Source organism: Tibeticola sediminis (assembly GCF_003843835.1).
Lineage (GTDB): Bacteria > Pseudomonadota > Gammaproteobacteria > Burkholderiales > Burkholderiaceae_C > Tibeticola > Tibeticola sediminis.
This window is the reverse complement of sequence record NZ_RKQL01000003.1, coordinates 110,428-123,922: the sequence shown is the minus strand read 5'-3', so window position 1 is coordinate 123,922 and position 13,495 is coordinate 110,428. Positions and strand designations below refer to the sequence as shown.

The 13,495-nt window shown below is 65.1% G+C and carries 15 protein-coding genes; 12 read left to right on the top strand and 3 right to left on the bottom strand.

The features are described 5' to 3' along the window. Window positions 1-14: 14 nt before the first annotated feature. The 9 genes from EDC62_RS07555 (at window position 15) to EDC62_RS07515 (ending at window position 6,853) form a co-directional block, all read left to right on the top strand. Window positions 15-614, top strand: a complete 600-nt coding sequence (locus tag EDC62_RS07555; RefSeq protein WP_124222275.1) for a YqgE/AlgH family protein — start codon at window positions 15-17, stop codon at window positions 612-614. Next, on the top strand, window positions 611-1,033 hold the full coding sequence (gene ruvX / locus EDC62_RS07550) for a Holliday junction resolvase RuvX (protein WP_124222273.1): 423 nt from the start codon (window positions 611-613) through the stop codon (window positions 1,031-1,033). The genes EDC62_RS07555 and ruvX overlap by 4 nt, the downstream gene beginning before the upstream one ends. After that, on the top strand, window positions 1,030-1,542 hold the full coding sequence (gene pyrR, locus EDC62_RS07545; RefSeq protein WP_124222271.1) for a bifunctional pyr operon transcriptional regulator/uracil phosphoribosyltransferase PyrR: 513 nt from the start codon (window positions 1,030-1,032) through the stop codon (window positions 1,540-1,542). The genes ruvX and pyrR overlap by 4 nt, the downstream gene beginning before the upstream one ends. Continuing rightward, window positions 1,543-2,505, top strand: coding sequence for an aspartate carbamoyltransferase catalytic subunit (locus tag EDC62_RS07540; protein ID WP_124222269.1), 963 nt, complete (start codon window positions 1,543-1,545; stop codon window positions 2,503-2,505). It abuts the gene before it with no gap. Window positions 2,506-2,545: 40 nt separating this feature from the next. Beyond that, complete coding sequence (locus EDC62_RS07535; protein WP_124222267.1) at window positions 2,546-3,856, top strand: dihydroorotase; 1,311 nt, start codon at window positions 2,546-2,548, stop codon at window positions 3,854-3,856. A 120-nt stretch (window positions 3,857-3,976) separates the two neighbouring features. Beyond that, a complete protein-coding gene (locus EDC62_RS07530) occupies window positions 3,977-4,351 on the top strand; it encodes an ArsR/SmtB family transcription factor (RefSeq protein WP_124222265.1) in 375 nt (124 codons plus the stop codon). Between the two features lie 174 nt (window positions 4,352-4,525). After that, on the top strand, window positions 4,526-4,831 hold the full coding sequence (locus EDC62_RS07525) for a c-type cytochrome (RefSeq protein WP_124222676.1): 306 nt from the start codon (window positions 4,526-4,528) through the stop codon (window positions 4,829-4,831). 17 nt (window positions 4,832-4,848) lie between these two features. After that, window positions 4,849-6,129: an NAD(P)/FAD-dependent oxidoreductase gene (locus tag EDC62_RS07520; protein WP_124222263.1), complete on the top strand. Its 1,281-nt coding sequence runs from the start codon at window positions 4,849-4,851 to the stop codon at window positions 6,127-6,129. A gap of 124 nt (window positions 6,130-6,253) precedes the next feature. Continuing rightward, a complete protein-coding gene (locus EDC62_RS07515) occupies window positions 6,254-6,853 on the top strand; it encodes a c-type cytochrome (protein WP_245968802.1) in 600 nt (199 codons plus the stop codon). Window positions 6,854-6,915: 62 nt separating this feature from the next. Here the strand turns inward: EDC62_RS07515 and EDC62_RS07510 are convergent, their stop codons facing one another. Together EDC62_RS07510 and EDC62_RS07505 are read right to left on the bottom strand one after the other, a co-directional pair. After that, the gene (locus tag EDC62_RS07510) at window positions 6,916-7,527 is read right to left on the bottom strand and encodes a c-type cytochrome (RefSeq protein ID WP_124222261.1); all 612 of its coding nucleotides are present in this window, start codon (window positions 7,525-7,527) and stop codon (window positions 6,916-6,918) included. Window positions 7,528-7,601: 74 nt separating this feature from the next. Next, the gene (locus EDC62_RS07505) at window positions 7,602-8,699 is read right to left on the bottom strand and encodes a YeeE/YedE family protein (protein WP_124222259.1); all 1,098 of its coding nucleotides are present in this window, start codon (window positions 8,697-8,699) and stop codon (window positions 7,602-7,604) included. Between the two features lie 253 nt (window positions 8,700-8,952). Here EDC62_RS07505 and EDC62_RS07500 point away from each other — a divergent pair, with 253 nt between their 5' ends. From EDC62_RS07500 to EDC62_RS07490, 3 genes are all read left to right on the top strand, one after another. Further along, on the top strand, window positions 8,953-9,816 hold the full coding sequence (locus tag EDC62_RS07500) for an MBL fold metallo-hydrolase (RefSeq protein WP_124222672.1): 864 nt from the start codon (window positions 8,953-8,955) through the stop codon (window positions 9,814-9,816). Further along, window positions 9,813-10,313 (top strand): thioredoxin domain-containing protein, encoded by a 501-nt coding sequence (locus EDC62_RS07495; protein ID WP_124222257.1) that lies wholly within the window; start codon window positions 9,813-9,815, stop codon window positions 10,311-10,313. The genes EDC62_RS07500 and EDC62_RS07495 overlap by 4 nt, the downstream gene beginning before the upstream one ends. A gap of 155 nt (window positions 10,314-10,468) precedes the next feature. After that, on the top strand, window positions 10,469-11,173 hold the full coding sequence (locus EDC62_RS07490) for a Crp/Fnr family transcriptional regulator (RefSeq protein ID WP_124222255.1): 705 nt from the start codon (window positions 10,469-10,471) through the stop codon (window positions 11,171-11,173). Between the two features lie 23 nt (window positions 11,174-11,196). Here the strand turns inward: EDC62_RS07490 and EDC62_RS07485 are convergent, their stop codons facing one another. Beyond that, entirely contained in the window at window positions 11,197-13,488 is a 2,292-nt protein-coding gene (locus tag EDC62_RS07485; protein ID WP_245968801.1) for a nitric oxide reductase activation protein NorD, read from the bottom strand. Between the last annotated feature and the right edge of the window lie 7 nt (window positions 13,489-13,495).

Below are 13,495 nucleotides of genomic sequence, written 5' to 3'. Positions count from 1 at the left end.
GGTAAAATTCTGGCATGCCTCGCGACTCCACCGGCACCGACCTCGCAGATCATTTCCTCATTGCCATGCCGGGTTTGGAAGACGGTGCTTTTGCGCGCAGCGTCATCTATCTGTGCGAGCACACCGAGGACGGAGCGCTCGGATTGGTCGTGAACAAACCCGGTTCGATGGATCTCGGTGGCTTGTTCGATAAGGTCGACCTACCCTTGGCCCGCTCGGAGCTGAGCCGGCAAATCGTCCTCCAGGGTGGGCCGTTGCAGATGGATCGGGGTTTCGTGCTCCACGAGCCGTTATTGGATCTCGAAGCCGGGCCGCAAAACGCCCTGTTTTCTTCGACTCGACGGGTTTCCCGCGATGTCGCCCTGACGACCTCCCGCGATGTGCTGGAAGCCTTGGCCTGCGGCGGCGGACCTCGACGGCTGTGTGTGGCGCTCGGATGTGTGGGCTGGGAGGGCGGGCAGCTCGAGTCCGAGTTGCTCGAGAACCTGTGGCTGACCGTCGAGGCTGACCCATCCTTGCTGTTCGAGGTGCCGATCGAGCAACGGTACGAGCGGGCAATGGCACTACTGGGTATCGACGCAGGCCGGCTTTCGGGACAGGCGGGTCACGCATGACCCGAGAGGATGGATTCAGCCGCGCAGGCGTCGAGGGGCTGGCGACGTTTCTGGCCTTCGACTTCGGATTGAAGCGCACAGGCGTCGCGGTGGGCAACCGCCTTCTGGCGCAGGCTACACCTTTGCCGACCATACGTGCCGAGGGGGCGGCCCGCATGGAGGCTGCAGCCGCCCGGATTGCCGAGTGGCAGCCCGACGCCTTGGTCGTCGGTGTGCCTTTCCATCCGGACGGGGCGCCCCATGAAAACACCCAAAGGGCGCGGCGTTTTGCCCGGCAACTGCGCGCCCGCTTCGGCATACCCGTGTTCGAAGTCGATGAGCGCTACAGCACGACCGAGGCGCAGGCGAGGGGTGCTTATGACCTCGATGCTGCGAGCGCCTGCGTCATACTGGAACAGTTTTTTTCGGAGTTGACATGAGCATCACCACGACGGGATCGTTGCCGCTCGACGCGGAGGCTTTGTATGTGGCCTTGCGCGACGGCGTGCGTCCCTGGGCTGACGAATCGGTGAAACTCGTCGGCATCACTTCGGGAGGGGCGTGGCTGGCCGAACGCTTGCACCGAGACTGGCAGAGGGCGGGCGAGCCGGGCGTCATCTCGTCCTCTTTGCATCGCGATGATTTTTCGCGGCGCGGCTTGAGCTACGGGGGGAAAACCCGTCTGCCTTTCGATGTCGAAGGCGCGGAGATTCTCTTACTCGACGACGTCATCCACACCGGCCGAACGCTGCGCGCGGTGCTCAATGAGCTGTTCGATTACGGACGTCCGGCGCGCGTGCGACTGGCCGTTCTGGTCGATCGCGGCGGGCGGGAGTTACCCATTCAGCCGGACTTTGCTGCGGCGAGCGTCGTGCTCGGGCCCTCGATGAAACTCGCGCTGGACCGCGGGGAGCAGGGGCAATTCCGGTTCCGCATCGAGGAGGCTTGAATGTTGCACCAGCGCCACCCTCAGCTCAATCGACACGGGGAGCTGATCCATTTGCTATCGACCGAGGGCCTGCCCCGGGACATCCTCACCCACATTTTGGACACGGCCAGCAATTTCGTCAGTGTCAACGACCGAGAGGTCAAGAAGGTGCCCTTGCTGCGGGGAAAAAGTGTTTTCAACCTCTTCTTTGAAAACTCGACGCGGACCCGGACCACCTTTGAGATTGCAGCCAAACGCCTGTCTGCGGACGTGATCAACCTCGATATCGCGCGCTCTTCTGCCTCCAAGGGCGAGTCGCTGCTCGACACGATTGCGAACCTCTCGGCCATGGCTGCCGACATCTTCGTGGTGCGCCACAGCGAGTCGGGCGCGCCATTCCTGATCGCCAAGCATGTGGCCCCGCATGTCCACGTCATCAATGCCGGCGACGGCCGACATGCACACCCCACGCAGGGGCTGCTCGACGCCTACACCATAGGCCACTACAAAGGCGGCTTTTCCAACCTGACGGTGGCAATCGTTGGCGATGTCTTGCATTCGCGGGTCGCGCGCTCGGACATCCACGCGCTCACCACCCTCGGATGCGCCGAGGTTCGGGTGGTCGGGCCCAAGACTTTGGTGCCAGCTGACATGGCGGCGATGGGGGTTCGGGTCTGCCACACCCTTCAGGAGGGCCTGCGGGATGCGGATGTCGTCATCATGTTGCGGCTGCAGAACGAGCGCATGAGTGGTGCCTTGCTGCCTTCGAGCCAGGAGTTTTTCAAGAGCTTCGGCCTGACGCCCGAGCGCCTGCAGTGGGCCAAGCCTGACGCCATCGTGATGCACCCCGGCCCGATCAATCGCGGCGTCGAGATCGATTCTGCGGTGGCCGACAGCCGGCAGAGCGTGATCCTGCCGCAGGTGACGTTTGGCATTGCGGTCCGTATGGCCGTGATGAGCATCGTGGCTGGAAACGAGGCGTGATCGTGATGGTTGCATGGATGTTGAACGAGGGAGCGCTGCGATGAAGCTCATCATTCGAGGGGGGCGCATCATCGACCCGGCTTCGGGGCGCGATGAGCCCGGCAGTGTGGCGGTCGCCTCGGGGCGGATCGTGGCGCTCGGCAATGAGCCCGCGGGCTTTGCAGCGGACCGTGTCATCGACGCGCAAGGCTGTCTGATTCTGCCGGGTTTGATCGACTTGGCCGCGCGCTTGCGAGAGCCAGGGCACGAACATGTTGGCCTGCTGGAGTCCGAGATGGCCGCTGCGGTCGCGGGCGGGGTGACGGCGCTGGTCTGCCCACCGGACACCGACCCCGTGCTCGATGAACCGGGGCTGGTCGAGATGCTGCGGTACCGCGCCGAGCGGCTGCATCAGGCCCGGGTGTTTCCGCTCGGTGCCTTGACGAAGGGCTTGGCAGGCGAGGCGCTCACCGAGATGGTCCACCTCGCCGAGGCGGGTTGTGTGGGATTTGGCCAGGCGGACCAGGCCATGGCCAACACCCAGGTTCTGCTGCGTGCGCTGCAATATGCGAGCACGTTCGGCTACACGGTCTGGCTGCGTCCCCAAGATGCCTACCTGGGCGGCGGCGTGGCCGCTAGCGGGTCGCTGGCGACGCGCATGGGTCTGCCCGGGGTTCCGGTCGCCGCGGAAACCATCGCCTTGCATACGATTTTTGAACTCGTTCGCGCAACGGGCGCACGGGTGCATCTGTGTCGACTCAGCAGTGCTGCAGGCGTCGAACTCGTGCGGGCGGCGCGGGCGCAGGGCCTGGCGGTGACGGCCGATGTGAGCGTGCATTCGCTGCATCTCACCGACCTCGACATCGGCTATTTCGACAGCCATGCGCGCCTGTCCCCGCCGCTGCGCCAGGCCCGCGATCGCGCGGCCTTGCGTGCCGCGCTTGCCGACGGCACGCTCACGGCGCTGGTTTCCGATCACAACCCGGTTGGCTCGGACGCGAAGGCCTTGCCGTTCGGTCAGGCCGAGCCTGGGGCGACCGCGATCGAGTTGTTGGCCTCGCTGGCGCACAAATGGGCGCTCGACGAGGGCATGCCGCCGACGCAGGCCTGGGCCACGCTCACGAGCCATCCGGCGGACATATTGGCTTCGTCCATGGGGTCTTTGCAATCCAGTCTGGGCCGCTTGGTCGAAGGGGGGGTCGCGGATGTCTGTGTCTTCGACCCGCAGGCGGCCTGGGTCGTCACGGCCGAAGGCTTACGCAGCCACGGCAAGCACACCCCGTTTCAGGGCTACGAACTTCCCGGGCGCGTGCGGGCGACGCTGGTCGGCGGCCATGTGGCGTTTGAGCGCCTCACCGACAGGACGGTTTGAAATCGGCTTCGATAGGAAGCGGTGGGGCGCCGTTTGCGCCTCGGCCAATCTCGTGCACATTTCGGGTTTTGTATGAAAATGCACCGCCGTACGGTTCGTAGACTCGACCGACTGAGAGCCATGTCCAAATCCACGAAGACGCCGGATACCACCCCGTCCTACAGCGAGTCCGATCAGGTGTTCGAGCTTGCTGCGGAAGTTTTTCGGGTCATGTCGGCCCCGATGCGGCTCAAGATCATCAGCAGCTTGTGCAACGGGGAGAAGAACGTGGGCGAGTTGCTTCGAGAGATCGATGCGACGCAGCCGAATATGTCGCAGCACCTCAACACGCTCTACCAGGCCGGCGTCCTTGGCAAGCGGCGCGAAGGGGTGCAGATTTATTACCGGATCATCGATGACCGGGTGGCCAGTCTGTGTCGCGCGGTTTGCACTCAAATCGCCATCGAAAGTCAGATCGACGACGGACCCGGCGGCGAAAAATCGACGTCAGCCTGACGTTGCGCTGACGTGGCGCAGGCGGGTTTTCCCGGGCTGTCACGGTAGTGACGAAAATTTATGATTGATTCGCAAAGCGCTGATATAGATCAGGGCATTGTGCGCCCGATCAGGGGTAGGCCGAACGCCGTTGGGCGTTTGGGCGAACGAAAACGATCAACCGAAGGAGCGACGATGAAGACATGGATTGCTGGAGCCTTGGCGCTGGCTGCAGGTTTGGGCGTGGCCCAGGCACAGCCGGCCGACGCGGTGCAACTGCGGAGCTGGGCTGCCGCGTGTGCCAACTGCCACGGCACCCACGGTGTTGCGGAGAAGGGCATGGAGTCCCTCGCCGGGCAGAAACAGGACGAGTTGCTGAAAAAATTGCTCGACTTCAAGACCGGGCGCAAGCCGGCGACGCTGATGCATCAGATTGCCAAAGGCTATTCCGATGAGCAGCTCCAGCAACTGGCTGGCTATTTCGCGGCACTGAAGAAATAAGAACGAGGAGATCGAGCATGAAACGTCGTCAATTTGTACAAGGGGTCGCGGCCGGTTCCGTGTTGGCCAGCGCCACGCTGTTTGGCGGATGCGCGAGCGTCGGCGGCAACAAGCCCAAGGTCGTGGTCATCGGTGGCGGCTACGGGGGGGCGACCGCGGCGAAGTATGTCCGGATGTGGTCCGAGGGCGGGGTGGACGTCACGCTCGTCGAGCCCAACCCCACATTCATCTCTTGCCCGATTTCCAACCTGGTGCTGGCCGGGTTGAAGTCGATGGATGACATCACCATCACCTATGACAACCTCGTGAAGAAGCACGGCGTGACGCTGGTGCGCGACCGCGTCGAGGCCATCGACGTGGACAAGCGGCAGGTGCGCTTGGCCGGCGGCAACACACTGCCCTACGACCGCTTGATCGTCTCCCCCGGCGTGGACTTCATGTGGGAAACCCTGCCGGGCATGGCTAAGCCCGGCGCGCAGGAGCAGGTGCTGCATTCATGGAAAGCCGGTCCGCAGACGGTGGCGCTGCGCAAGCAGCTCGAAGCCATGCCCGACGGCGGCGTCTACGCGCTCGCCATTCCGCTCGCGCCCTACCGCTGCCCGCCGGGCCCGTATGAGCGCGCCTGCATGGTGGCCAATTATTTCAAGCGCGCCAAGCCCAAGAGCAAGGTGGTGATCTTCGACGCCAACGATGACATCCAGTCCAAGAAGGGCTTGTTCCTCAAGGCCTGGAAAGAGCACTACGACGGGATGATCGAATACCGGCCCAAGCACCGCGTCACCGACGTCGATGCCGCGACGCGCACGCTCAAGTTCGAGTTCAACGACGATTTCAAGGCCAGCGTTGCGAACGTGGTGCCGAGCATGCGTGCGGGCGACATCGCGGTGAAGACGGGTCTGGCGACGGCCAACAAGCGTTGGTGTGAGGTGGACTTCCTGACCTTCGAATCGAAAGCCGCGAAGAACGTGCATGTGATTGGCGACTCGATCCAGATCGCGCCGGGCATGCCCAAGTCCGGGCACATGGCCAATCAGCACGGCAAGACCTGTGCCGCCGCCGTCGTGGCGCTGCTCAGCGGCAAGCCGGTGCCTAGCCTGCCGATTTACAACAACACCTGCTACAGCTTCGTGACCGACGAGGATGCCGTGCATGTCGCCAGCGTGCACCGCTACGACGCTGAGAAGAAGACCATGCTCACCGTGCCTGATTCCGGTGGCATCTCCAAGGCCGCGAGCGAGTTGGAAGGTCGTTACGCACTCGGCTGGGCGCGTAACATCTGGGCGGACACGCTGGGATGATCCCGCTCGGGCCTGCGGCGATCGTCATCGCTGGCCGCGCCCGATCAGGACGAGCGCCATGCGCCGCTTGCTGACCGAGCGGCGCTTTTCTTTCAGATTTATTTCACTGAGTGAGCATATAAACATGCGACGGTTCAACCGCTTCTTCGCCGCAGCGATGGCCATGTTGGCGCTGTCCGCCCACGCCCAGAGTGACGAAGCCCGCGCCAAGAAGATCGTCAATGGCGTGTGTTTCGTCTGCCACGGTGCCGAGGGTGAGTCTTCGAGCGAAGTGTTTCCGCGCTTGGCCGGCCAACACGCCGAGTACATCGCCAAACAGCTCGAAGCCTTCAAGTCCGGCAAACGCAAGAGCACGGCGATGGGCGAGATGGTGGCCAAGCTCAGCTCCGAAGACATGGTGGCCTTGGGCAAGTATTTCGAGAAGCAGAAAGTCCAGCCCGAGCCGCCGAAAGACCCGGAATTGGCTGCGGTGGGCAAATACCTGTATCTGCATGGCAATAAATTCAGTGGCGTTCCGGCCTGCGCCAGCTGCCATGGCCCGGCTGGGTTGGGCACCGCATCGCTGCCGCGCCTGGCGGGCCAGTATGCCGGTTACGTCGAAAGCCAGCTCAAGCAGTTCCACACCCGCGAGCGCACCAACGACAACGCGGTCATGCACACCATCGTCGAGAAAATGACGCCGCTGGAGATGGCCGCCGTGGCGGAATACGTCAGCGGCCTGTGACGCAGATTCGCGCGCCGCTGGCTGGCTCCACAGCTGGATGTTCGGCTCGGCTGGGCGCGCGCTCAGTTCCGCCCCAAACCGCCAATGTATTCGGCCACCGCGCGCATTTCGAGTTCGGACAGACCGCTGGTCACATAAGCCATGGGACCTGCGTCGTTTTGCCGCTCTCGCGCGTGGAAGCGTTGGAGCTGGTTCATCACGTACCGCGGATTCTGTCCTGCGAGCCGGGGCAGTTGGGCGTTGCCCAGCCCGGCTTCCTTGTGGCAAGACGTGCACGCCGGAACCCGCGTGTACGGGTTGCCCCGTTCCCAGATGTAGCGCCCGACGTTGGCCAGCAAGGGGTCGGTGCCGGGGTGCGCCTGCGGCTTGAGCCGTTCATAGTGCTGAGCCAAGGCCTCGATCTGTTCCCCGCTCAGCTCTCGGGCGATCACGTTCATCGCCACGTGCGTGCGGGCGCCGCTGGCAAAGTCGTGCAACTGTTTGCTGAGGTAGCGGGCGTTTTGGCCGGCCAACTGAGGGAATTGCTCGTTGCTGCTTTCGCCTCGGGCGCCATGACAGACGGCGCAACGTTGCGTCGCCAGTGTGGCGGCGTCGGTTTCGCCTAGGGCGGGCGCGGCGGCAAAGAGCGCCAAGACAGCGGCTGCGACCAACGGGGAAAAGCGGTCAATCTGCATGATGAAGCCTCAATGAGTGGATGCGCGCAAAGCGCTCATGGGTCAGAAACGAGCGTGCCCGAACGAGTCTGAGTTCAGGGGGCGACGGCGGGCGTGGCACGGTGTTGCCAGAACTGCACTTGGGCGAGCTTTTGGTCGAGCAGCCAGTCCATGAGTCCGCCGCCCAGCCACATGCCGACGAGCGCGACCCAGGCCGTGAGGGCGAAGATCGCGCCCCCGGTGACGCCTGCGCCGACCGCGCAGCCGCCGGCGAGCATGGAGCCAAAGCCCATCAAGACCGCCCCGATGATGTAGCGGTGCATGCTGTAGCCGTCTTTGAAGCCCTCGACCTTGAAGTCGCGCCCGATCAGCGCGCCGATGAGGGAGCCGAGGAAAACCCCGGGCATCAAGCCAAAGTCGAAGCCGATCGGCGGAGCCGGCCGAACCAGCACGCGCATCAGCCACTCGGCCGAGGGGCCACTGAAGGTCAGGCCCTGGATGCGCACGCTCTCAAAAGAGTTCTGGGCCACGGCATAGGAGAACCACCAAGCGGCTGCCACGCTCAAGCCCACACCGATGCCGCCGACCCACTTCCAGGTTCCACCAACGCTGCGCAGACCGAAAAACAGGGCTGCAGCCGCCCACACACCACCAAACAACCAGCCACCGAAATGTCCAACCCCGGTCAGGGCCAGCAGGTCACGAGACGAACCGCCTTCGACGATCCACCAGCTGCTGATGCTTTCGCGCAGCGGCGAGAGCGCCCCCCCGAGGGCCGCCTGCGCGGTGACCGCAAAAATCAAGCCGGAGAGCAGCGCGCGCAGGTTCCCGTTGGCCGACAGCACCAGCAGACGGCTGGCGCAGCCGCGCGTCATGATCATGCCCATGCCAAAGAGGAGGCCGCCGATCAAGGCGCCCGAGAGGCTGCCACGCGAGGCGAGCTGACGCGCGCTGCCGACGTCGAGCGCGCCGAGCAAGATGAGCGACTGCACGCCTACGACGGCGGCCGAAAACGTCAGCAGCCAAACCGCGAGCTTTTCGCCGAAATGACCGTGCCAGAACTCGATGACCGCCGAACGCAAGCAGAAGCGCGAGCGTTGTGCGAGAAATCCGAAGAGGGCGCCGATCACGATGCCCCCGACGGCGAGCACCGTTCCTTCACCCCAGGTTTCGATCCAGTTTGCGAGCGCCATGGTGTGTTTCGATGATTCCGGAAATAATGATGGAAATGCTAGCCCCGGGGACGGGAGCGATGTTGACCCCGGTCAAGCTTTGTGCGGTGCAGCGACCCCAAGCCGCAACACCTTTTGGAGTGAATACGTGAACGATGGATTTTTCTGTTGCGCCCAGGCGTTGAGGCGCGTCTCGATCCGGCTCGGTCTGTTCTTGAGTTTTGCGTTCACCGCGCTGCTGCCGGCGCTCGCGCAGGCCGCCGATCTCGTGCCGATGAAGCCGGTGCAGGTGACGCCTTCGGCTTGGTATGTCGAGGGGGTGTCGGCGCTGGGGTCGAGTGCGAACCAGAATTTCATTTCCAACGCCGGTTTCGTCGTGACGCCCGAAGGCGTGGTGGTGATCGACGCGCTGGGCTCGCCGGCGCTGGCCGAGCGTTTGATGGCGGAGATCGCCAAGATCACGCCCCAGCCGGTGAAGTGGGTGATCGTGACGCACTATCACGCGGACCATATTTATGGTTTGCAGGCCTTCCAGAAGGCGGGCGCGCGCATCGTGGCGCATCGCGCTGCGCGCGAATACCTCAATTCGGAGACGGCGCGGCTGCGGCTGGAGGCTTCACGGCAAGACTTGGCGCCGTGGATCGACGAGAACACCCGCTTGGTGCCACCCGACGAGTGGGTCGACGACGAGCGGCGTCTGCGACTCGGCGGCGTGGACTTCGTCATCAAACACCTCGGCCCCGCGCATACGCCCGAGGACCTCGCGGTGTACGTGCCGTCCGAGCGGCTGCTGTTTGCGGGCGATTTGGTGTTTCGCAGCCGCATTCCCTTCGTGGGACAGGCCGACAGCGGTCACTGGATCCAGGCGCTCGATGTTTTGCTCGGATTCGATGCGACGGTCGTCGTGCCGGGCCACGGTCCGCTGTCTGCCGAACCGCGCAAGGACATGCAGCTCACGCGCGACTATCTGGCTTATCTGCGCAAGACGATGGGTGAGGCGGCGCGCAATCTCGAACCATTCGAGTCCGCTTATGAGGCGACCGATTGGTCGGCCTTCGAGGCGCTGCCGCTGTTCAAGGTGGCCAACCGCATGAATGCCTACAACACCTATTTGCTCATGGAGCGCGAATCCAAATGAGCATGCGTTCGAGCCTGTTGGGCTGGACCATGCGCCGGCGGGAATGGTGGCTGGCCGCGGCTGCGGGGCTGGGCGCCCTGCGGATCGCGCAGGCCGAGCATCTTCTGCTGCAGCCCGCCAGCGACCTGCGGGCCTCGCTCGTGCAGGCGCTGCGACGCGGCGAGCCGCTGGTGGTGATGGTCAGTCTCGAAGGTTGCCCCTTCTGTGTGGTGGCGCGGGACCACTACCTCGGCCCGATGTATGCCGAAGGGCGGATCGAGCTCGTCCAGGTCGACAAACGCAGCCGCCGCCCGGTGCTCGACTTCGACGGCAAGCCCACGACGCACGACGATCTGGCCAACCGGTGGGCGGTTCGTGTCGCGCCGACGGTGCTGTTTTTCGGCCGCGGCGGGGTCGAGGTGGCCGAGCGGCTCGTCGGCGGCTATTTGCCCGACTTTTACGCTGCCTACCTCGATGAGCGGCTGCGCCAGGCGCGTGCCGCCGTCCGGGGGCGCTGAGCGCACGCCCGCTTGGGGCGGGTTTTTTGCCCATTTTGGCCGAATGCCGGCGTGAAATGGGTCTTTGTTGCTATCAAAATTGACATCACGGGCGAGGCGGGTGGGGCTCGTGCGAGAATCCAGCGCTGCCCCGCTTTGCCCCACATCCAACCCCCATGATCCCGATCAAAACCGAATCTGCCTGGAAAGGGACTGCGGACTGCCGCAGCTGCGGCATCCGTGACATGGTGTTGTTTGCCGACCTCAATGAGGAGGATTTCGGCCTCATCCACGCACCCATCGACGATCTGGACATCCGGGCGGGCACGGTGCTCTATACCGAGGGTGCACCGGCCATGGGGATCTTCACCGTGCGCACCGGCATGATCAAGCTGGTGCGGGTGACGCCCGACGGCCGCCAGCGCATCGTGCGGGTGCTTCGCGCGGGCGATGTGGCGGGGCTCGAGGCCCTGGCCTCGCAGCGTTACGACAGCGACGCCGTGGCGCTGACGGATGTGTCGGTGTGCCGGATCCCGATTTCGGTCATCCAGCGCCTGGGGACGCACTCGGCCCGGCTGCACAAGCGCTTGATGGAAAAGTGGCACCACGCGCTCAAGGAAGCCGACGACTGGCTCGCAGACCTCAACTTCGGCACCGCGCGCCAGCGGGTCGCGCACTTCGTGCTCAAAATGCGCAGCCCGACCAATGCCGAGATCGCGACGCTGTTCGCGCGTGAAGACATGGGCGCCATGCTCGACCTCAAACTCGAGACCGTCAGCCGCGAGATCAGCGCGCTGGTCCGCGAGGGCATCATCGAGCCGCTCGACAAACAAGGCCGGGTCTACCGCATCAAGAACCTCCAAGCCTTGCAGGCGGTGTGAAAGACGTTTGGCCTCGCGCGGCCTCAGCGCGTCAGGCTCATGAACAGTTTGGGCATGCGCTCGGGCAGCTGTTCGACGCGATCGATGACGGTGTAGTGGTGTCCGAAGATCTCGCGGGCGTAACGGTCGGCTTGTGGGTCGAGGCTGACCGCGTGGCAGTGGATGCCCGAGCCGTCGAGCTCGCGCACCGCCTGCCGCGCATCGGCAATCAGGGCCTCGGGGTCGCTGACGTCGACGTCGGCCGGCTCCCCGTCGGTGAGGATGAGCAGTAGTTTTTTCTGCGCGCGTCGGGCGCCGAGATAGTGGGCGGCGTGCCGCACCGCGGCACCCATACGCGTCGAGTAGCTCGCTTGCAGGGCGGCCAGGCGTGCCTTGGGAATATCGCCCCAGGTTTCCGAAAAGCCCAGGATGTGGCTGTAGCGCACGTCGTGCCGGGTGTTGGAGCAAAAACCCGCAATGGCGAGCTGGTCGCCCAGTTCGGAAATCGCCCAGCCCAGCAAGGCGACGGATTCCTGCGCGAGTTGCAGCAGCGTCTGCGTGCTGCCGGCCACCGCTTGGTTCAGCGACTGTGAGCAGTCGAGGAGCAGCAGCACCGCGACGTCGCGGCTTTGCGTGCGGTGGCTGAAGTTCACCCGCGGGTCGGGGCTTTGCCCGCTGTACAGGTCGACCCAGGCGCGAACGGCGATGTCGAGGTCGAGCTCGCTGCCGTCTTCTTGAAAGCGCTGACGCACGCGGTCCTGGGGCTTGAGCCAGTCGAGCCAGCGCTTGAGCGCACGCGCGAGGTCCGCATGCTTGGCCAGCAGCCGATCGACCTCGGCGGCGTTGCCCGAGGGATGGAGCTGGTCGTAGACACTGACCCAATCGGGGCGATAGCTCTGCGTGCTTTCGTTCCACTCGGGATAGAGCCGCGGCGGCAGGCGGTCGGGTTCTTCCTCGGCGCGTGGGCGGTTGGTTCGGTCGAAGACTTCTTCCTCGTCGCCCTCTTCGATGAAGCGCCAAAGGTGGCGGTTGTCGTCCCGGTAGGAGACGATCGTGTCGGTGAAATGCACACGCGCGAGCTGGTCGCTGGCGCGCCGGGTTTCGGCGATGTAGGCCAGCGCGAGCTGGGCCATGGCCGCGGTGCTGCTCGGGCCATCGGCGAGCGCTTCCTGAAAGCGGGCGCGCCAGCGTTCGAGCGTGGCGTCGACCTCCGCCGAGGGATCGAGCAGCGCGCGTGAGAGCCGCGTCAAGCGGTGGCGCAGGCAGGATGTGGTTTCGGGGTCGCAGTCCGCGGCGCGCGGTGCCGGGTGCAAGGCCGCCAACAGCGGCCGCAGGCCGGGTTGGGCGCGGCAGAGCAGATGGTCGACCCGCGCGTCCTCGAAGCACTCGACGGCCAGCCGCTGGGCCGGGCTCCAGTTGTCGGCGATGAGCGAGGCGCTCCAGCGTTGGTGCGCCATCAGGTGCGCCAGTGCCGCACGGTAGCGGTCGATGCCGCGGATGCCGTCGAGGTCCTCGTAGACGTCTGGGACGCGCAGGCCATCGCTTTCGAGATGGGGAACGGCCGGCTGCTCGTCCGCGCTCCAGCCGGTAGCGATCGGAACCAGCGGGTCGCTCGAGTCCCACAGCGCGCGCAGATAGACCTCGAGCGAGCGCTGGACGTTCGCAAACAGCGTGCCGTGGCGCTCCCGCTGCAGCACGGCTCGGCTGTCGGCGCTGTCGAGCGCAAAGTATTCGGCGAGCCGCTGTGGGTGCCCCCGGTGGCTGCGCACGCCTTCATCGACCCAGCGCCGCAGCCCGGCGAGCGAGACGGCTGCAAGCGCACGCGGTGCGCTTTCGAAGAAAGCCGGCAGGGCGGGGCTGGCATAGGTCACGTGCCGGCCGTGGATCGAGGTGCTCGTGCGCTCGCCGAGGTCGACGCACAGCTCGAGGTAGTGCCGCAAGCCCTCGGTCGAGCCGAGCCGCCGCGCCACGGCCGCGAGTGTCTGCAGCATCGGTGCGATCGCCCCGCCGTTGGGCGAGCGCTGCAGCCGCGCGACGGCTTGCATCAGGTCGGCCAGTCCCTCGGCATGACCACCGAGCGCGTCGACGACGGCGGGCCATTCTTCGAGAAAGACGAGCATCGGCTCGACTCCTCGGCCGAGCTTGCCGAGCGTTCGTGCGGCGTCGAGATAGGCCTCGAAGTCGCTCGGGCTCAGCGTCGCCCAGGCGGCGTGCATCAGCGGCTCGAAGACCGCATCGATCTGCGCAAAGCGGGTGTCGAGCCGCGCGCGCCAGCGGGCCAGTTGCTCGGGCGTGGGCGCGATGGTCGGTTCGGCGCTCGGATCGGGGGCTGCCACGGCGTCT